The 17,354-nt window shown below is 69.3% G+C and carries 20 protein-coding genes; 8 read left to right on the plus strand and 12 right to left on the minus strand.

The features are described from left to right. Nucleotides 1-9 precede the first annotated feature (9 nt). On the minus strand, nt 10-1,062 hold the full coding sequence (cobT, locus tag HNQ73_RS09605) for a nicotinate-nucleotide--dimethylbenzimidazole phosphoribosyltransferase (protein WP_183334629.1): 1,053 nt from the start codon (nt 1,060-1,062) through the stop codon (nt 10-12). A gap of 88 nt (nt 1,063-1,150) precedes the next feature. Here cobT and HNQ73_RS09610 point away from each other — a divergent pair, with 88 nt between their 5' ends. Both HNQ73_RS09610 and HNQ73_RS09615 read left to right on the plus strand, forming a co-directional pair. Further along, nucleotides 1,151-2,023: an adenosylcobinamide-GDP ribazoletransferase gene (locus tag HNQ73_RS09610; protein ID WP_306415750.1), complete on the plus strand. Its 873-nt coding sequence runs from the start codon at nt 1,151-1,153 to the stop codon at nt 2,021-2,023. Nucleotides 2,024-2,031: 8 nt separating this feature from the next. Continuing rightward, nucleotides 2,032-2,730, plus strand: a complete 699-nt coding sequence (locus HNQ73_RS09615; protein WP_183334630.1) for a retropepsin-like aspartic protease family protein — start codon at nt 2,032-2,034, stop codon at nt 2,728-2,730. Nucleotides 2,731-2,733: 3 nt separating this feature from the next. Here the strand turns inward: HNQ73_RS09615 and HNQ73_RS09620 are convergent, their stop codons facing one another. The 3 genes from HNQ73_RS09620 to dusA form a co-directional block, all read right to left on the minus strand. Continuing rightward, a complete protein-coding gene (locus HNQ73_RS09620) occupies nt 2,734-3,588 on the minus strand; it encodes a sulfite exporter TauE/SafE family protein (protein ID WP_183334631.1) in 855 nt (284 codons plus the stop codon). 86 nt (nt 3,589-3,674) lie between these two features. Continuing rightward, entirely contained in the window at nt 3,675-4,124 is a 450-nt protein-coding gene (locus HNQ73_RS09625; RefSeq protein WP_183334632.1) for a PaaI family thioesterase, read from the minus strand. Nucleotides 4,125-4,216: 92 nt separating this feature from the next. Beyond that, on the minus strand, nt 4,217-5,227 hold the full coding sequence (gene dusA, locus HNQ73_RS09630; protein ID WP_183334954.1) for a tRNA dihydrouridine(20/20a) synthase DusA: 1,011 nt from the start codon (nt 5,225-5,227) through the stop codon (nt 4,217-4,219). 280 nt (nt 5,228-5,507) lie between these two features. Here dusA and HNQ73_RS09635 point away from each other — a divergent pair, with 280 nt between their 5' ends. The 4 genes from HNQ73_RS09635 (at nt 5,508) to HNQ73_RS09650 (ending at nt 6,642) form a co-directional block, all read left to right on the plus strand. Then, complete coding sequence (locus HNQ73_RS09635) at nt 5,508-5,645, plus strand: hypothetical protein (protein WP_183334633.1); 138 nt, start codon at nt 5,508-5,510, stop codon at nt 5,643-5,645. A 42-nt stretch (nt 5,646-5,687) separates the two neighbouring features. Beyond that, nucleotides 5,688-5,837: a hypothetical protein gene (locus tag HNQ73_RS09640; RefSeq protein WP_183334634.1), complete on the plus strand. Its 150-nt coding sequence runs from the start codon at nt 5,688-5,690 to the stop codon at nt 5,835-5,837. A gap of 154 nt (nt 5,838-5,991) precedes the next feature. Continuing rightward, nucleotides 5,992-6,270, plus strand: a complete 279-nt coding sequence (locus HNQ73_RS09645) for a hypothetical protein (RefSeq protein WP_183334635.1) — start codon at nt 5,992-5,994, stop codon at nt 6,268-6,270. 69 nt (nt 6,271-6,339) lie between these two features. Beyond that, entirely contained in the window at nt 6,340-6,642 is a 303-nt protein-coding gene (locus HNQ73_RS09650; RefSeq protein ID WP_244650059.1) for an I78 family peptidase inhibitor, read from the plus strand. Between the two features lie 400 nt (nt 6,643-7,042). On the opposite strand, the gene HNQ73_RS09655 is transcribed toward HNQ73_RS09650, so the two are convergent. Both HNQ73_RS09655 and HNQ73_RS09660 read right to left on the minus strand, forming a co-directional pair. Next, complete coding sequence (locus HNQ73_RS09655) at nt 7,043-7,870, minus strand: deaminated glutathione amidase (RefSeq protein WP_244650061.1); 828 nt, start codon at nt 7,868-7,870, stop codon at nt 7,043-7,045. 98 nt (nt 7,871-7,968) lie between these two features. Beyond that, nucleotides 7,969-8,589 carry an FMN-dependent NADH-azoreductase gene (locus tag HNQ73_RS09660; protein WP_183334636.1) on the minus strand — a complete coding sequence of 207 codons (621 nt, stop codon included), beginning with the start codon at nt 8,587-8,589 and terminating at the stop codon, nt 7,969-7,971. A 112-nt stretch (nt 8,590-8,701) separates the two neighbouring features. On the opposite strand from HNQ73_RS09660, the gene HNQ73_RS09665 reads away from it, so the two are divergent. After that, the gene (locus HNQ73_RS09665; protein ID WP_183334637.1) at nt 8,702-9,670 is read left to right on the plus strand and encodes a LysR family transcriptional regulator; all 969 of its coding nucleotides are present in this window, start codon (nt 8,702-8,704) and stop codon (nt 9,668-9,670) included. 7 nt (nt 9,671-9,677) lie between these two features. Here HNQ73_RS09665 and HNQ73_RS09670 read toward each other — a convergent pair whose 3' ends face one another. After that, entirely contained in the window at nt 9,678-10,376 is a 699-nt protein-coding gene (locus tag HNQ73_RS09670; RefSeq protein ID WP_183334638.1) for an FMN-dependent NADH-azoreductase, read from the minus strand. A 97-nt stretch (nt 10,377-10,473) separates the two neighbouring features. Here HNQ73_RS09670 and HNQ73_RS09675 point away from each other — a divergent pair, with 97 nt between their 5' ends. Next, nucleotides 10,474-11,427 (plus strand): LysR substrate-binding domain-containing protein, encoded by a 954-nt coding sequence (locus HNQ73_RS09675; protein WP_244650063.1) that lies wholly within the window; start codon nt 10,474-10,476, stop codon nt 11,425-11,427. A gap of 45 nt (nt 11,428-11,472) precedes the next feature. Here HNQ73_RS09675 and HNQ73_RS09680 read toward each other — a convergent pair whose 3' ends face one another. The 5 genes from HNQ73_RS09680 to HNQ73_RS09700 are packed head-to-tail and all read right to left on the minus strand — an operon-like array spanning nt 11,473 to nt 17,265. Then, nucleotides 11,473-12,423: an ABC transporter substrate-binding protein gene (locus HNQ73_RS09680; protein ID WP_183334639.1), complete on the minus strand. Its 951-nt coding sequence runs from the start codon at nt 12,421-12,423 to the stop codon at nt 11,473-11,475. A 55-nt stretch (nt 12,424-12,478) separates the two neighbouring features. Next, on the minus strand, nt 12,479-13,486 hold the full coding sequence (locus HNQ73_RS09685; RefSeq protein WP_183334640.1) for an ABC transporter permease: 1,008 nt from the start codon (nt 13,484-13,486) through the stop codon (nt 12,479-12,481). Further along, nucleotides 13,479-15,029 (minus strand): sugar ABC transporter ATP-binding protein, encoded by a 1,551-nt coding sequence (locus tag HNQ73_RS09690; protein WP_183334641.1) that lies wholly within the window; start codon nt 15,027-15,029, stop codon nt 13,479-13,481. Before HNQ73_RS09690 ends, HNQ73_RS09685 begins: the two co-directional genes overlap by 8 nt. A gap of 4 nt (nt 15,030-15,033) precedes the next feature. Then, entirely contained in the window at nt 15,034-16,203 is a 1,170-nt protein-coding gene (locus HNQ73_RS09695; RefSeq protein WP_183334642.1) for a Gfo/Idh/MocA family protein, read from the minus strand. A gap of 3 nt (nt 16,204-16,206) precedes the next feature. Continuing rightward, a complete protein-coding gene (locus HNQ73_RS09700) occupies nt 16,207-17,265 on the minus strand; it encodes a sugar phosphate isomerase/epimerase family protein (protein WP_183334643.1) in 1,059 nt (352 codons plus the stop codon). Nucleotides 17,266-17,354 lie beyond the last annotated feature (89 nt).

The raw sequence follows: 17,354 nt of genomic DNA on the forward strand, positions 1-17,354 counted from the left end.
GTGTCCGTGTCACTGCAGGCGCTCGGGCCGCTCCCCCGTCTCCGCCGTGTCGACCTTTGCCTGGGCGAAGGTCGCCATGTCGTTGTGGCAGGCCACCGCCGCCTTGACGATGCCGGCAGCCAGCGCGGCGCCGGTCGCCTCGCCCAGGCGCATGCCGAGGTCGAGCACGGGCGTCAGGCCGAGCCTTTCGAGCACCTCGCCGTGAGCCCCCTCCGCGGAGCGGTGGCCGGCGAGGCAATGGGCGATGGATCGCGGGTCGATGGCGTGCAGGATGGCAGCCGCCGCCGTGACCACGTAACCGTCGAGAATGACGGGGATGCGCTCAAGCCGCGCCGCCAGGATGGCACCGGCAATGGCCGCGACCTCGCGGCCACCCAGCCGGCGCAGGACCTCGAGCGGATCCCTGAGATGGCCGGCATGGGTGGCGAGGGCCTGTTCCACCACAGCCGCCTTGCGGGCGAGGCCGGCATCGTCGAGCCCGGTGCCGCGCCCTACCCAGTGCGTCGCCGGCCCGCCGTAGAGCGCAGCATAGATGGCGGCCGCGATGGTGGTGTTGCCGATGCCCATCTCGCCGAGGCACAGAAGATCGGTACCGCCGGCGATGGCCTCCATGCCGAAGGCCATGGTGGCGACGCAGGCCTTCTCGTCGAAGGCGGCTTCGGTGGCGATGTCCCCGGTCGGCAGGTCGAGCGCCAGGTCGAAAACCTTGAAGCCGAGCTCGTAGGTGGCGCAGATCTGGTTGATGGCAGCCCCGCCCGCAGCGAAGTTCTCCAGCATCTGGCGGGTGACGCTCTGCGGATAGGGCGAGACGCCGTGTCGCACAACGCCGTGGTTTCCGGCGAAGACGCACACGAGCGGGCGCATCACGCTCGGGCGAGCCTTGCCCTGCCAGCCGGCCACCCAGGCGGCGATCTCCTCCAGCCGGCCGAGCGAGCCCGGCGGCTTCGTCAGCTCCGCATTCCGGCGGCGCACGGCATCGATGGCCGCCTCATCGGCGTCGGGCAACATCGAAAAAAGCCGCCTCACGTCATCAAACGGTAGGCCGGTTGCCGTCGCATCCATCACAATTCTCCACTATGTCGTTATGGCCGGCCAAGGGTCGCGGCTGTGAGGGCCCGGTGCTAATAGCACGCCGCGCGCCAAGGTGAAGATGATGCAGGAAAACGAGAAGCCACCGGCGCAGGCGCGATCGGAAGCGGGCCCGGCGCTCGCCTTCCTTGCCGATGCGGCAGCGTGCCTGCGATTCTACTCCCGCCTGCCCGTGCCTGTCCTGCCTTTCGAGGCGGCGCCGCATGCCATGCCGGACTTTTCCCGCGTCGTCCGGGCCCTGCCGCTCGCAGGGGCCGCCATCGGCCTCGTCGGTGCCCTCGCCTTCCTGGTCGCGTCGGGCCTCGGCTTCGGGCCCTATCTTGCGGCCTGCGCCGCCCTCGCGGCCATTCTCGCCACGACAGGTGTCTTCCACGAGGACGGCCTCGCCGACACGGCCGACGGGCTATGGGGCGGCTCGACGCCGGAGCGGCGCCTCGAGATCATGCGCGACAGCCGCATCGGCTCCTACGGCGCGGCGGCGCTCACGCTTGACCTCATGATTCGTGTCGGCCTCATCGCCGCGCTTGCCGGGCGCATGTCCGCCCTCGCCACGGCTCTGGCCATCGTCACGGCCGGGGCCGTCTCGCGCACGGTGGGGTTGATGCCCTTCCTGCTGCTCACGCCCGCCCGCAGCGACGGCGCCTCGCACGCGGCCGGCCGGCCGACGGCGGCCGCCTTCGCCACAACGGCCGTTGGCTCGGCTCTCATTTCGTTCCTCCTGCTGCTGCCCGCCGGCTTCGGCCTTCTCGCCATCGTGCTCGCCCTCCTCCTCGCCGCCGGCGGCGGCGCGGGCGTGTCGCGCATCGCGCGCGCCAAGATCGGAGGGCATACGGGCGATATCGCCGGGGCGGCCCAGCAGGTGGGCGAAATCGCCTTCCTCGCCGGCCTCACCGCCCTCACGCCGCTGTCGCAAGCGGCGCTCGCCGCCTCGTGAGGCAGCCCATGCGCGGTTTCGTCGCCCTCGCCATCATCATCGCCGCCATCGCAGTGCTCGTCCTCTTCGGCGGTAACGAGACCATGCTCGGGCTGCGGCCGGACCTCATCGCCTCGCTCGCGGGGCTCGGGGCCGTCGGCATCATCGCCCTCGGCTGGGTGGCGCAGCACTTCCGCGGGCAGTGGACGCGCGCCCTGGAGGCCATGGCCTTCTGGCTGGCGATGATCGTCATGCTGGTGGGGGTCTATAGCTACCGCTTCGAGCTGCAGGGCCTTGCCAACCGCCTGCTCGGCGAGGTGGCGCCGGGCTATACCGTGACGCTCGCCGGCGGAGAGGTGCAGGTCACGCGCCAGGCGGGCGGCAGCTTCGTCATCGACGGGGCCGTCAACGGCGTGCCGACGCGCTTCGTCCTCGACACCGGCGCCTCGGCAGTGGTGCTGACGAGCGAAGATGCGGCGCGCGCCGGCATCGATCCCGCGACACTTTTCTACACGCAGCCGGTGTCGACGGCGAACGGCCGCACGATGGCGGCGGCCACCACCATACGCGAGCTCACCGTGGGCAGCATCACCGAGCGGAGCGTGCCCGCCCTCGTCGCCCGCGAGGGCAGCCTGTCGCAGAGCCTGCTCGGCATGACCTTTCTCGACCGGCTCGCCTCCTTCGAGGTGCGCGGCGACAGGCTGATCCTGCGCGGGCGCGGCGGGTGAGGCTCAGGTCAGGAGGCTCCAGGCGAAGCGCGCACAGACGGCGAGGAGGAAGAGTCCGAAGGCCACTTCCAGCCGCCGCTTCGACAGCGAGTGGGCGAGACGGGCACCAATGGGCGCCGTGTAGATGCTCGTCGGCACGAAGAGCGCGAAGCCGATGAGGGAGACGTAGCCGAGCGCCATGGGAAACTGCAGGGCCGCGACATCCGGATATTCGGCGGCGCGCGGCCAGCCGGCGTAGACATAGCCGATGGCGCCGGGAATGGAGATGAGGACGCCGAGGCCCGAGGACGTCGCCACCGCCTGGTGGATCGGCCTGCCGTAGAAGGTCATGAACAGGCTCGACAGCTGTCCGCCGCCGATGCCCATCAGGGACGACAGCACGCCGATGAGGACGCCGTAGATGCGCATGACGAGCTTGCCGGGCACCTCCGTGCCGAAGCGCCAGCTGTCCTTGCCGAAGAGGAGCCGCACGGCCGAGATGCCGGCGACGAGGACGAAGACGGCCTTGAACAGGTCTGCCGGCGCGTAGCGGGCGATGAGGCTGCCGAGCGCCACGCCGGCGACGACCGGCACGGCCCAGATGCGCACGATGGACATGTCGACCTTCCCCCGTGCGCGATGGGCGTTGAAAGAGCGGATCGAGGTCGGGATGATCACGGCGAGCGAGGTGCCGACGGCCAGCGGCATGCGCACCTCCTCCGGCACGCCCACCACACGGAAGAGCTCGTAGAGCACCGGCACCACCACGGCACCGCCGCCGACGCCGAAGACACCGGCCAGAATACCCGTGAGCGCGCCGGCCGCCAGCAGCGCACCGGCGAGCATGACCAGATCGGATGTGGGAATGGCAGCGAACATGAAGGCCCCCGCGGCAGGAGCCCACTCGTGCGCGATAAGGGCGGCGAAGGCAAGCGCCGCTGCCGCATGGCCGGCCGGCGCCTGGCTCAGTCTGTTATGCCCTCGCGCCCCTCAAGCGTCACCAGCGTGGCCGTCATCACCGCGACGGTCTTGCGTCGCTCGCCATCGACAGCCTCCACGTCGGCCTGGGCCACGGTCAGCAGGCGCCCCGCGCGCACGACGCGCCCGTGCGCCTCGAGCCGCTGGCCGGCCGCGGGCGCGAGGAGATTGATCTTGAACTCGGCGGTGAGGACGCCTGCGCCTGGCGGCATCAGCGACAGGGCGGCATAGCCGCAGGCCGAATCAGCAATCGTCGAGACGACGCCGGCATGGACGAAACCGTGCTGCTGGCTGATGTGCGGCGCGACCGCGAGCTCGACCGTGGTCTCGCCCGGCGCAACGCGGGTGAGGCGCGCGCCGATGGTCTCCATCACGCTCTGCCTGGCGAAGCTGCGGCGCACGCGCGCCTCGAAATCCGGATCCTGCGGCTGGTGCATGCCCCGTTCCTTCCCCTCTCATTGTCGGGACCAGGCAAGGAAGGCCGCAAGCCAAAGGCGTGCAAAGCGCCCTTGGCTGTTGCGCACGCGCTTCAGGCGGCTTCCGCCTCGCGCCGCGCCATCTCCCGCCGCACGTGGGCAACCGCATCGACGATGACCTCCGGCCCCGCGCCGGGCTTGCAGGCTTCCGTCGCAAGGTGGCGGCGGAACAGGCGCGCGCCGGGCCGGCCCGGAAAGAGGCCAAGGATGTGCCGCGTGAGCTGGTTGAGGCGCACACCCTCCGAAAGCCTGCGCTCCACATAGGGCAGATAGGCCTCGACGACCGCAAAGGCGTCCCCAAGCGGTGCCGGCGTGCCGAAGAACAGCGGATCGACGCCGAGCAGGATCTCCGGGTTCTGGTAGGCCGCGCGGCCGAGCATGACGCCGTCGAGCGCCGGCCCTTCCGCCGGATACATCGCGGCCTGGGCCGCCTCCAGCGTCGCGAGACCGCCGTTGAGGACAATCGGCACATGCGGCAGGCGTGCCTTGAGGCGGTGGACGCGGTCGTAGTCGAGCGGCGGGATCTCCCTATTGTCCTTGGGAGAGAGGCCCTGCAGCCAGGCCTTGCGCGCATGGACGACGAGCCTATCCGCCCCGGCCGCGACGACGGCGTCAGCCAGCCTGTCGAGCGCCTCCTCCGGATCCTGATCGTCAACACCGATGCGGCACTTGACGGTGACGGGAACATCGACCGCGTCCTTCATCGCCGCGACGCAGGCCCCCACCAGCTCCGGCTCGCGCATGAGGCAGGCACCGAAGCGCCCGTTCTGCACCCTGTCCGACGGGCAGCCGACGTTGAGGTTGATCTCGCGGTAGCCGAAGGCGGCGCAGATGCGCGCCGCTTCGGCTAGCTCGGCTGGCTCGCTGCCGCCGAGCTGCACGGCGAGCGGCTGCTCCACCGCGTCGAAGCCGAGCAGACGCTCCCGATCCCCATGGATGACAGCGCCTGTTGTCACCATCTCCGTGTATAGCAGCGCATGGCGCGTCATCAGCCGGTGGAACACGCGGCAGTCCCGGTCCGTCCAGTCCATCATGGGCGCGACGGAAAAGCTGTGGGAGATCAGTTCCTTCACCTTCTTCAGCGTCCAGCGTTGTCCTATTTGCCGTATCGTCAGGCGTGCCACCCTGTGGCGGCCGGCAGGCACTTTTCATAGCACGGCCGGCGCCATCCCCGCCCGCATGCGGGAACGGCCCGCCCCCTGTCTAGCCCGGATCGCCTCCGAACGCGAGGACCGGTGCACACCACCTTCCGGCAAGCCCCGTTTCGTAAAATTGTTGTGATCGCAATTCCGCCACGATTGTTTCCGCAACTTGAAGTACGAGTAAAAAAGCCGGAGGACGCACATGACCGTTGATGAACCGAGGCACAAGGCTCCGGAAGTGAAGGAAGCGATGCTGAAGCTTGTGGTTCATCAGGTTGTCGAAGCGTATTCTCATGCTTTCATCCAGGCTATTTCGAGCGAAATCGAATCGGACCGCTAGGCTGCATTCGAGACGTTCGCCTCCGCGGCGCAGGAGCGCGCCTTGATCGTCCTCGGAGAACTGGATGGAGCGATCAAGGCGAGGATTGCGGAAACGAGTCGCGAGATCATCGACCAGTCGCTGGCGACGATCGCCGAGGGCGCCGGCGTGCGCCTCACCAAGGGGCGGCGCCGCTCGCCCGTCACCCACTAGGCCCGGCGGCGCCCCCTCGCATGGGGAGCGAGCGATCTCTGACCCTCCACCCACCACCTCGCGCAATGGTGCCCGCTCGGGCACCGGCGGTCGGTTGCCTGTCGCATTCTCTGCGCACATACTCGCATCTCGGCCCATGGCCATCGGGAGGGAGATGACCATGCGATCGGAGCGGGGCGATCTCTTCTTCGGCGGACAGCGCGTCAGCGATGTCGATTTCTCGATCGATGGCACGGTAGCCAGGGACCGAACGCGACAATATCGCGGAAGGCTCGGGGCTCCGCGGGACGTCATCCTGCGCGCCTGGCGGTCGGGCGGGGCGCGCCTGCAGACCACGGACGGCGCCTTGATCGACATCATCATCACCGATGCACAGAGCGGCGCCTTCATCGGCCGGCAGACGGGCCGTGCCGGGGAGACGCCGGCGGATTGAGCCGCCTGACGCGCCGGGCGGCCGGGCTGCGGGCGGCACCTTCCCCGGGGCGCGAGCGGAGAAAGGGCGATGACGAGAGCGCGCCTTTACCCGGCCCTTGCGGCCGTGAGCCTCGGCTTGCTGATGCCGGCCTGCACCGCGTCGTCACCGGTTGAGCCGGCTGCGGCGCCCGGCCCCTGCCGCCCCGATGCCGCGAGCGCGCTCGCCGGCCAGCCGAAACCTGCCGATGACGAGGCACGGCGGCTCACCGGCGCCACCGTCGTGCGCCAGATCAGGCCGGGCCAGCCGGTGACGATGGACTACTCGCCCGCCCGCGTGACAATCGAGACCGACCCCCGCTCAGGCCGCGTGCTGCGCGCGGCCTGCGGATAGGGTGCCTGCCATTCGCCCCGCGCGCTCCGCAGCGTCGGCAGAAAGCCGTATCCTGCCCCCCTGAAAGGCTGCTATACTAAGAAAAAGTAAAAAATGGCAGGCCGCCGTCGGGCCAAGCCTGAGCAGTCATACGCGAGGGGGCATGCCGATGGACCGGGGGCGTACGGGGGCATACGCGGCGGTGCAGGAGCAGCTGCTCAGCGCGATGCGTCATATTGCCGAGGCCCAGCGCCTCGTGGGCGAATTCCTCAGCCACTGCGCCGGCTTACGAGTGCATCCGCCCGCCGACATGGCTCATGGCCCCTGTCTGCCTGGCCATGGCACTCCTGCCCTGTCGGACGAAGCCCACATCGACGGCAGTCACTGAGCGCGGCGCCGCGAGGCACAGGTCGCGGCCCGGTCATTCACCACGAGCGAGCTGCGGAGCCGTGAACCTGCGGTTGGCCAGAACCGGCAGGACGCTGCGCGCATGGGCGATGCGGGCCGGGTCGATGTCGGCGAACAGCAGCGTCGGCGCCTCGCCGGCGCGGGCGATGGCGACGCCCAGCGGGTCCACCACCATGCTCGCGCCGATGTTGCGCTCCCCGCATTCGCCCGTCGCCACCACGTAGCAGGTGTTCTCGAGCGCCCGGGCGGTGACGAGCACCTCCCAGTGCGCCTCCTTGCCGGGGCCGCGCAGCCACGCCGACGGCGCGGCGATGACATCGGCCCCGTCGAGGGCGAGGCGCCGCGCCATCTCCGGAAAGCGCAGGTCGTAACACGTCATGGTGCCGACCTTGAGCCCCGCCACCTCGATGAGCGGCGGAATCTCGTCGCCGGGGGCGACATGGGTCGATTCCTTGACGCTGAAGGCGTCGTAGAGATGCAGCTTGCGATAGGCGCCGATGACGGCGCCGTTGCGCACGGTCACCAGCGTGTTGAAGACGCGCCCATTGCCGGCCGGCACGTGGATGCAGCCCATCACCGCAAGGTCGCTGCCGCGGCTGGCGCTGAGCACCTCCTGCATGAAGGGCCCGTCGAGCGGCTGCGCCGCCTTGAGCACGATGTCGGGATCGGCGATGTCTCGCGCCAGGATGCCCTCGGGCAGGACGAGCAGCCTGGCGCCCGCATCCGCCGCCTCGTGCATCAGCCGCACGACGGTCGCGGCGTTCTCCCGCCATTCCCGCCCGACGGCGAATTGCCCGAGCGCCACCTTGATGACCGGACGCATGGACGACGGAGAACTCATGCCGGCTTCCTCGGGATCTTGCGTTTCGTCGCGGGGGCCGGGCTTCTCGCGCCCGGCCATGTGCCGCGCCGAAATGAGCGACCATCCGAGCGCCGGCGTCAAGCCGCGAGGCGCTCTCCGATGCGGGAAAGCTCACCGCGCGCGGCAGCCACGGCCTCGGCGCTCGCCTCCGGCCCGAAGCCCTGCCGCTCGGCCCGCACGAAGACCACGTCCGTGATGCCGATGAAGCCGAGCAGCGTGCGCAAGTGCGGCTCCTGCGAATCCATGGCCTGCGCCGGCCCCTCGCTGTAAAGCCCGCCGCGGCTCTCGATGACGATGGCGCGCTTGCCCTTGAGAAGCCCTTCCGGCCCCTTCTCGCTGTAGCGGAAGGTGATGCCGGCGCGCAGCACGTAGTCGAACCAGGCCTTGAGCGTGGAGGGGATGCCGAAGTTGTACATCGGCGCGCCGATGACGATGACGTCCGCCTCGCGCAGTTCGCCGATCAGCTGATCAGACAGGGCGATGGCCGCACGCTCGGCCTCGGTCTTCACCTCGCCCGTGCGCAGGGCGCCGACCGTCTCGGCCGTCAGGTGCGGGATGGGGTCGGAACCGACATCGCGCGTGATGACGCGGTCGACGCCGCCGTTCGCCTTCAGCGCCTCGACTGCTTCGGCAACGAGGCGGCCGGAAACGGACTGCGCGCCCGAGGCGCTGCTGGTGATGGCGAGAACCGTGGTCATGGACTGCTTCTCCGAAACGGATGACAAAGGCGTGCCGGATAACTGGCGGTTCTCTTGCCGCACCGGTATCCTCTCATTTAGCACCAAGGCGTTGCTGAAAGAGGAACAGGCGATGCCGGACATCGAAGACATCAGGTGTTTCATCGAGGTGGTGGACAGCGGCGGCTTCGGCCGCGCGGCCAAGCGGCTCGGTATCGCCAAGTCCATCGTCAGCCGCCGCATCGCCCGGCTGGAGGCGGAGCTCGACGCGCGCCTGCTCACCCGCACCACGCGCGGCATCAGCGCGACGGAGGCTGGGCTCGAGTTCAAGATGCGCAGCGAGCGCATCCTCGCCGATCTCGCGGAGGCACGGGACGCCGTCGCGCAGCACGGCAACGGCATCGTGGGCACCCTGCGCCTGTCGGTCCCCCTCTCCTTCGGCGTCAGGTACGTGGCGCCGGTGCTCGCCGAGATGGCAGCCGCCCACCCGCGGCTCGGCATCGACGTGGCCTACAGCGACCGCATCGTCGATCTCATCGGGGAGCGGTTCGATGCGGCCATCCGCATCGGCTACCTGCGCGATTCGAGCCTCATCGCCCGCAAGATCGCGCCGGTCTACACTGTCGTGCTGGCGAGCACCGACTACATCGCCCGCCACGGCCGGCCCGGAACGCCGGACGACCTGATGCGCCACGAATGCATCGTCTATACGGCCGCAAGCGACCCTGACCTGCGCTTCCGCTGCGGCACGCGCTGGACGAGCGTGCGTCCGCGCGGGCGCCTCCTCGCCGACAACGGCGAGGCCATCCTGCAATGGGCACGGGCGGGCCTCGGCATCGCAGTGGTGCCCACCTTCCTCGCCGCCGAGGACATCGACAGGGGCACGCTGGTGCCGCTGCTGACCAACTACGAGATGCCGGAGGCCGGGATCTACGTGGTGCGGCCTCCGGGCTCCTATCTCCCGGCCAAGGTCCGGCTGCTCATCGACACGCTCGCCGCCCGCTTCGGCGGCGAGCCCTACTGGGATGCCTGCCTCCTGAACCGACTGCGGCGCAGGCAGGCGTCGGAACCGGCCGCGGCCGACTGCATCGCGTCCGGCTGAGCGCGGCTCAGGCCGCCTCGCGCTCCGAGACACCGACGGCGGCCGCCAGACGCTCGGCAAGGGCGTCAACGGCGCGCTCGGCATTCGCGATCGACGCCGCGAGGCGCTCGCCGGCGAACTCATCGTATTCGACAGCCACGGTCGCCACGTCCGTGATGCCGATGTAGCCGAAGGCGGTACGGATGGCCGGCTCCACATGGTTCATGTGGGCGATGCGCCCGCCCTCGTCGTAGCCGAAGTCGCCGCGCGAGGAGAGAATGACGAGCCGCTTGCCCATATCCGCGAGCAGCGGCCAATAGGGCTCGCCCGCTCGCGTGCGGTCGAAGCCGAAGGTGCGCCCCACGCGCACGATGTTGTCGATGTAGGCCTTGAACTGGGCCGGCACCCCGAAGTTGTACATCGGGACGCCCGCCACGATGACGTCAGCGCCGATCAACTCGTCCACCAACATGTCGCTTTCCCTGAGCACCGCCCGCATCCAGGGCGTTCGGCGTTCCTCGGGCGTGAACGCCGCGTGGATCCAGGAGGCGGAGACGGGCGCCGGGGGCGTCAGGCCTACATCCCGGTAGAGCACCGTGTCCCCCGGCCTCAGCTCGCGCCAGCGGGCAAGGAAGCGCTGGCCGAGCCGGCGGGTGTGGGATCCGAAGGTGGTGAGGTCGGACCCCGCGGGGCGGGCGCTGGCATCGATATGCAAAAGCGTCGGCATGGATGATATGTCCTCATCTTCATTGAGGGTTGATGCCGACGATGGTCCCGTCTGATGCAAACGATGGCAAACGCGAAATTCTCAGCTTATAGATGATTTGGGTTCATCTATTTTCAGCCTCGTCATCATGATCGACAGCCGCCCCGGTCGCCGCCTGCCGCCCCTGCCCGCCCTGCGGGCCTTCGAGGCCGCAGCCCGCCACCTCAGCTTCAAGGCCGCCGCCGAGGAGCTGGCGGTGACGCCGACAGCGATCAGTCACCAGGTGCGGCAGCTCGAGGACGGACTCGGCGTCCGGCTGTTCCTGCGCCGGCCGCGGCGCGTGGCACTGACGCCGGAGGGGCGCATGCTCTATCCCGTGCTGCGTGACGGTTTCGACGCCTTCGAGGAGGTCATCGGCCGCCTGCGTGGCCAGCGGCTCAAGCCGGTCGTCACGCTTTCGGCCACGGTCGCCTTCACGGCGCGCTGGCTGGTGCCGCGCGTCGCGGCCTTCCATGCGGCCAATCCGGGGCTGGACCTCAAGCTGCACGCCTCCGACGATCCCGTCGATCTTCTCGCCGGCACGGCCGACGCTGCCGTGCGCTACGGCCGGGCCGTGCCCGCCGGCCTCGTCGGAGACCTGCTTTTCGAGGACGCGTTCGCGCCGGTGTGCAGCCCCGCCCTCGGCCTGCGGCGCCCCGAGGATCTCGCCGACCATACGCTGATCCACTTCGAGTGGCGGCGTCCGCACAGGGACAATCCCGTCTGGGAGCGTTGGCTCGCCGAGGCGGGTCTCGCCGGCCTCGTGCCGCGGGCCGAGCTGACCCTGAGTGACGAGAACCAGGCGGTGCAGGCGCTCGTGGCGGGCCAGGGCGTCGCCCTCGCCGGGTTGGTGCTGGTGGCGGACGAGATCGCCGCCGGCCGTCTCGTCGTGCCCTTCGGGCCGCGGCTGCGCGGCTACGACTATCGCCTCGTGTACCCGGCCGATCCGCCGCATCCGGAACGCATTGCGGCCCTGCGCCGCTGGATCCGCATCGAGGCGGCACGCACCCTGCCGCTGGCGGGAGCGGCATGAAGAAAGCGGCCCCTCGCGGGGCCGCACGCAGGTGGCCCGCTCTGGTCAGAAGGGGCTGTCGGGGAAGTAGAAGTCCTTGGCGTTGTCCTTCGTGATCAGCTCCGAGCCGATGACGAAGCGCCCGGAGACCGGCGCGTTGGAGACGAAACGCAGCGCCGTGATCTCGATGGCCGTGGCGATCATCGACGGCGGGTAGGTGACATTGGCCGGCACGCGCGTGTCGCCGTCCATGACGCGCTTGATCATCTCCTTCATGCCCGCGCCGCCGAGCACCCACATCTCGTCCTGCCGGCCTGCCTGGTTGATGGCCTCGAGCACGCCGACGGCCATGTCGTCGTCGGAGGCCCAGACGGCGTCGATCTTGGGATGTTTGGAGAGGAAGTCCTGCATCACGGTGAAGGCATTGTCACGGTTCCAGTTGCCGTGCTCCATGCCGATGATCTCGATGCCGCTGCCCTCAATGGCCTTCTGGAAGGCTTCGACCCGCTCGTTGTCGATGGTGGTCGGGATGCCGCGCAGCACCACGATCTTGCCGCCATTCGGCAGCCGCTCGCGGAAGAACTCACCCGCGACACGGCCAAAGCCGGGGTTGTCGCCGGCCACATAGAGGTCCTCGATCCCCTCCTCCGCCAGGCCGCGATCAACGACCGTGACCCACTTGCCCGCCTCGGCTACACGCTTGACCGGGCCGGTGAGCGGCGCCGACTCGAAGGGCAGAACAACGAGCGCATCGATGTTGCGGGTCGCCATCATGTCCTCGATGTCGCTGACCTGCTTGGCCGGGTCGCCCGCCGTCGCGAGAACGAACTTGAGCTGCGGATAGGTTTTCTCGAGGCGCTTCACCGCCTCCTGCGCATGATAGTTCATGCCGCCCGCCCAGCCGTGCGTGGCGGCGGGGATGGACACGCCGATGACCTTGCTGTCCTGCGCCTGCGCGGCCGGCGCGGCGAGGACCGCCGCTACCGCCAGCGCCCTGAAAGCCTTGACCACTCCCATCGTTCTTCTCCCTCTCTGTTGTACAGCCCTGTCGCCGGGCGTTGGCGCCGTCCGCTCAGAGCGCCTTCTTCTGGCGCTGCAGCACGACGGCAAGAACGATGATCACGCCCTGGATGGCTCCATTGAGGTAGGGGCTCACCAGGTCCGTGAGGTTGAGGATGTTCTGGATCAGGTTGAGGATGAGCACGCCGACGACCGTGCCCCAGACGCGGCCGAAGCCGCCCTTCAGCACCGTTCCGCCGATGATGACGGCCGCAATGGCCTCGAGCTCCCACAGCACGCCCGTCGCCGACGAGGCCGAGCCGAGGCGCGGCACGTACATGATGGTGGCGAGGCCCACCAGCATGCCGAGGATGACATAGGTGGCGAGCCGCACGCGCTCCACGTGCACCGCCGAATAGCGCGCCACCTGTTCGTTGGAGCCGATGGCGGCGCAATGCCGGCCGAAGGCCGTGTGTCGCATCACGATCTCGCCGGCCACGGCCACGACAAGGAAGACGATGATCGGCCAGGAGATGCCGAGGATGCCGCCATAATAGACAGGCCGGTAGACATCCCTCACCTGGAAGTTCAGCGACAGCGTGCCGCCATCGGCGAGCCAGGTGATGAGCGAGCGGAAGATGCCCATGCTGCCGAGCGTGACGATGAAGGCCTCGATGCGCGCCCTGGTGATGAGGAGGCCGTTGCCGAGGCCGGCGAGGAAGCCGAAGACGAGCGCCGCCGCCATGCCGACAAGGATGACGGGCCAGCCGGCGCCGAGCGTCGGCACCAGCGCGTTCATGACGAGGATCATCAGCCCCGCGATGAAGGCCGCCATGGAGCCGACGGAAAGGTCGAGCCCGCCGGAGGTGATGACGAAGGTCATGCCCACTGCGATGATGCCGATGAAGGCCGAGCGGGCGAGCACGTTGGTGACGTTGCCGTAGCTGAGGAAATTTGGGTTCAGCAGCACGCCGACGATGACGAGGGCAGCGAGCGCGACGAGCGGTCCGATGACGTGCAGGTTGACCGCCGGCCGGTGCGCCTTGCGCGGCCCCTGACGCGTGGTCGTGGCGTCAGCCATTGCCCTCGACCCTCCTTGCTTCGAGCCCCATGGCGAGGCGCACGATGGTGTCCTCGTTGATGTCCGCCCCGCTCACGACGCCGGCAAGGCGCCCCGCGCGCATGACGCAGACGCGGGTGGCGAGCCCGATGATCTCGGCCATCTCCGACGAGACGAGGATGATGCTCTTGCCTGCGGCGGCGAGGCGCTGCACGAAGCCGTAGATCTGCTGCTTGGTGCCGATGTCGATGCCGCGCGTCGGCTCGTCGATGATGACGATGTCGGGCTCCGCCAGCATGGTCTTGGCAAGCAGCAGCTTCTGCTGGTTGCCGCCGGAGAGGTTGCCGACCGGGATGTCGCGCGTCGGGGCGCGGATGTCGAACTCGGCAATGGCCTTGTCGAGCGCCCTCTCCTCTGCCTTGCGGTCGATGAGGAAGCACCCGAAGCGGGCGAGCGCGAGCAGGGTCAGGTTGGGCCGCATGGGCTGGCCGAGCAAGAGGCCGCGCTCCTTGCGGTCCTCCGTGAGGTAGGCGATGCCAGCGCGGCGCGCCTCCTCGAGAGAGCGGATGCGCACCGGGCGGCCGGCGAGCGTGACCCTGCCGCGCGCCGGGCGCAGGCCGACGAGCCCCTCCATCAGCTCCGTCCGCCCGGAGCCGACGAGACCGGCGAAGCCCAGCACCTCGCCGCGCGCGAGGGTGAAGGACACGTCCTCGGCGAAGCCCTCGACGCTGAAACTCTCGACCGCCAGCACCGGCGGGCCGGGCGCCGGCTCGACCTTGGGCGGAAAGAGGTGGGACAGCTCGCGCCCCACCATGGCCTCGGCCATGGCGTCCTCGCTCAGGGCGCCGCGCGGCGCCGTCACGACGTGCCGGCCGTCACGCAGCACCGTCACACGGTCTGCGAGCCGCGCCACCTCGTCAAGCTTGTGCGAGGTATAGAGGATCGCCGTGCCCGCCGCCCTGAGGCGCTCGATCTGGCGGAAGAGCACTTCCGCCTCCTTGCGCGTCAGGACCGCCGTGGGCTCGTCCATGATGATGACGCGCGCCCTGCGCGACAGCGCCTTGGCGATCTCCACCATCTGCTTCTCGGGCACCGAGATGTCGGCGACGATGGCCGCGGGATCGACCGGCGTCTCGAGCTCGGCGAGCAGCGCCAGCGCCCTCTCGCGCATGGCGCGATGGTCGAGGAAGGGGCCGCGCTTCAGCTCGCGGCCGAGGAAGATGTTCTGCTCGACGGAGAGCTGGCGGGCGAGGTTGAACTCCTGGTGGATGAGCACGATGCCGCGCTCCTCAGCCTCCTCGCTCGAGGCGAAGGTGACGGGCGCGCCGTCGAGCAGCACTTCGCCCCTCGTTGGGGCGAGGTAGCCGGCCATGATCTTCATCAGGGTCGACTTGCCGGCGCCGTTCTCGCCGATGAGGGCGTGCACCTCCCCGGCCTTCAGGTCAAAGTCGATGTCGAACAGCACCTCGACGGGGCCGAAGGCACGGCCGACGCCGGCGAGCGCCAGCACCGGAGCGGCGACCGGGTTGGAAGCAGCCGAGGCGGCGGGCGCAGCCACGGCCATCGCCTCAGAGCGTGACCCAGGCGGCGTTGCGTTTCGACGAGCGCACGCAGGCCTCGACGAAGGCAACGCCGGCGACGCCGTCCGCGATCGTCGGGAAGACGACATCCCGCGGCACCGGCCGCCCCTCGCGGCGGGCGAGGATGGCGCGGGCGGCCTCGGCATAGATATTGGCGAAACCTTCGAGGTAGCCTTCCGGATGTCCGGCGGGCGTGCGCGTGACGCGCCGTGCCGCCGCTCCGGCACCGGCGCCGCCGCGTGTCAGCAGCTGCTTGGGCTTGCCGAAAGGCGTGAACCACAGGCGGTCCGGCTCCTCCTGGCTCCATTCGAGGCCACCGCGCGTGCCGTAGACGCGCAGCCTGAGGCCGTTCTCGTTGCCGGGCGCGACCTGGCTCGCCCACAGCATGCCCTTGGCGCCGCCGGAGAAGCGCAGCAGCACATGGGCGTTGTCGTCGAGCCGCCGGCCTTCCACGAAGCTGTCGAGGTCGGCGCTCAGGCTCTCCAGCGTGAGGCCGGTGACAAAGGTGGCGAGGTTGAAGGCGTGGGTGCCGATGTCGCCGATGGCTCCGCCTGCGCCCGAGCGGGCCGGATCGGTGCGCCACTCGGCCTGCTTGGCGCCGGTGCGCTCGAGTGGTTCCGTCAGCCAGTCCTGCGCGTATTCCACCTGCACCAGGCGCAGCTCGCCCAGCTCTCCGGCGGCGACCATCTCGCGGGCCTGCCGCACCATCGGGTAGCCGGTGTAGTTGTGGGTGAGGATGAACAATGCGTCCGACTTCTCGGCGAGCGCCGCAAGGCGCTTCGCATCGGCCAGCGTCGAGGTCAGCGGCTTGTCACAGATGACGTGGATGCCGCGCTTCAGGAATTCGCGCGCCGCCTCGTAGTGAACGTGGTTGGGCGTGACGATGGCGACTGCCTCGATGCCGTTCCGGAGCCGCTTCTCGCGCGCTGCCATCGTGCGGAAGTTGTCGTAGATGCGGTCCTCGGCGAGGCCGAGGAGGCGGCCGGATTCACGGGCCTTGTCCGGGGTGGAGGAGAGCGCGCCGGCCACGAGCTCGAACTCACCGTCGAGCCTGGCGGCGATGCGATGCACGGCGCCGATGAAGGCGTCCTTGCCGCCGCCGACCATGCCGAGACGGATACGCGCAGGTGCACTCTCGCGGGAAGCCTCGATCGCCATCGCTCACCCCTCCAGCCCGAGCATGCGGCGGTTGGCGGCCTCGTCCGTGCCAGCGCCGGCAAAATCGTCGAAAGCCTTCTCCGTCACGCGGATGATGTGGCGGCGGACGAACTCTGCCCCCTCGCGCGCCCCGTCCTCCGGATGCTTCAAGGCGCATTCCCACTCGACGACGGCCCAGCCGTCGAAGTCGTTGGCCGCCATCTTGGAGAAGATGGCCCCGAAATCGACCTGCCCGTCGCCCAGGGAGCGGAAGCGCCCGGCACGGTTCACCCAGCTCTGGTAGCCGGAATAGACGCCCTGCCGGCCGGTCGGGTTGAACTCCGCATCCTTGACGTGGAACATCTTGATGCGGTCACGGTAGATGTCGATGTTGTCGAGATAGTCGAGGCACTGCAGCACGTAGTGCGACGGGTCGTAGAGCATGTTCGCGCGCGGATGGCCGCCCACCCGCTCCAGGAACATCTCGAAGGTGATGCCGTCGTGCAGATCCTCCCCCGGATGGATCTCGTAGCAGATATCGACCCCGTTATCCTCCGCATGGTCGAGGATGGGGCGCCATCGGCGGGCGAGCTCGTCGAAGGCGGTCTCGATCAGCCCCGCCGGGCGCTGCGGCCAGGGATAGACGAAAGGCCAGGCGAGAGCCCCCGAGAAGGAGGCGAGCGTGGTGAGACCCAGATTGCGCGAGGCGGTGATCGCCTTCTTCACCTGATCAACCGCCCATTCCTGCCGGGCCTTCGGATTGCCGCGCACGGCCGGGGCGGCGAAACCGTCGAAGGCTTCGTCATAGGCCGGATGGACGGCGACGAGCTGTCCCTGCAGATGGGTGGAGAGATCGGTCACGGCCACGCCGTTCTCCCGCGCCCTCCCGAGAAACTCGTCGCAGTAGTCGCGCGAGGCGGCAGCCTTGTCGAGGTCGAACAGGCGCGCATCCCAGCTCGGCACCTGCACGCCGATGTAGCCGCAGTCCGCGGCCCAGCGCGTGATGGAATCCCACGAGTTGAAGGGGGCTGTGTCGCCCGCGAATTGGGCGAGGAAGAGCGCGGGGCCCTTAATCGTCTTCATCGTTTCCTCCCGAAGGGCTTGGTGCCCTGCGGGCGGTCGGTGCCGCCCGTTTTGTTGTAATCGGTTGCAACCAGTCATACGCTAGACTG

The sequence above is a fragment of the Chelatococcus composti genome (assembly GCF_014201415.1).
GTDB classification, from domain to species: Bacteria; Pseudomonadota; Alphaproteobacteria; order Rhizobiales; family Beijerinckiaceae; genus Chelatococcus_A; species Chelatococcus_A composti.

Coding starts and splice junctions, on each gene's coding strand:
- HNQ73_RS09695 (WP_183334642.1), bottom strand. CDS start 16,203: ATGGCGATCGAGGCTTCCCGCGAGAGTGCACCTGCGCGTATCCGTCTC.
- HNQ73_RS09685 (WP_183334640.1), bottom strand. CDS start 13,486: ATGGCTGACGCCACGACCACGCGTCAGGGGCCGCGCAAGGCGCACCGG.
- HNQ73_RS09680 (WP_183334639.1), bottom strand. CDS start 12,423: ATGGGAGTGGTCAAGGCTTTCAGGGCGCTGGCGGTAGCGGCGGTCCTC.
- HNQ73_RS09670 (WP_183334638.1), bottom strand. CDS start 10,376: ATGCCGACGCTTTTGCATATCGATGCCAGCGCCCGCCCCGCGGGGTCC.
- HNQ73_RS09650 (WP_244650059.1), top strand. CDS start 6,340: ATGACGAGAGCGCGCCTTTACCCGGCCCTTGCGGCCGTGAGCCTCGGC.
- HNQ73_RS09665 (WP_183334637.1), top strand. CDS start 8,702: ATGCCGGACATCGAAGACATCAGGTGTTTCATCGAGGTGGTGGACAGC.
- HNQ73_RS09655 (WP_244650061.1), bottom strand. CDS start 7,870: ATGAGTTCTCCGTCGTCCATGCGTCCGGTCATCAAGGTGGCGCTCGGG.
- HNQ73_RS09625 (WP_183334632.1), bottom strand. CDS start 4,124: ATGCACCAGCCGCAGGATCCGGATTTCGAGGCGCGCGTGCGCCGCAGC.
- HNQ73_RS09690 (WP_183334641.1), bottom strand. CDS start 15,029: ATGGCCGTGGCTGCGCCCGCCGCCTCGGCTGCTTCCAACCCGGTCGCC.
- HNQ73_RS09610 (WP_306415750.1), top strand. CDS start 1,151: ATGATGCAGGAAAACGAGAAGCCACCGGCGCAGGCGCGATCGGAAGCG.
- cobT (WP_183334629.1), bottom strand. CDS start 1,062: ATGGATGCGACGGCAACCGGCCTACCGTTTGATGACGTGAGGCGGCTT.
- HNQ73_RS09620 (WP_183334631.1), bottom strand. CDS start 3,588: ATGTTCGCTGCCATTCCCACATCCGATCTGGTCATGCTCGCCGGTGCG.
- HNQ73_RS09615 (WP_183334630.1), top strand. CDS start 2,032: ATGCGCGGTTTCGTCGCCCTCGCCATCATCATCGCCGCCATCGCAGTG.
- HNQ73_RS09700 (WP_183334643.1), bottom strand. CDS start 17,265: ATGAAGACGATTAAGGGCCCCGCGCTCTTCCTCGCCCAATTCGCGGGC.
- HNQ73_RS09645 (WP_183334635.1), top strand. CDS start 5,992: ATGACCATGCGATCGGAGCGGGGCGATCTCTTCTTCGGCGGACAGCGC.
- HNQ73_RS09635 (WP_183334633.1), top strand. CDS start 5,508: ATGACCGTTGATGAACCGAGGCACAAGGCTCCGGAAGTGAAGGAAGCG.
- HNQ73_RS09660 (WP_183334636.1), bottom strand. CDS start 8,589: ATGACCACGGTTCTCGCCATCACCAGCAGCGCCTCGGGCGCGCAGTCC.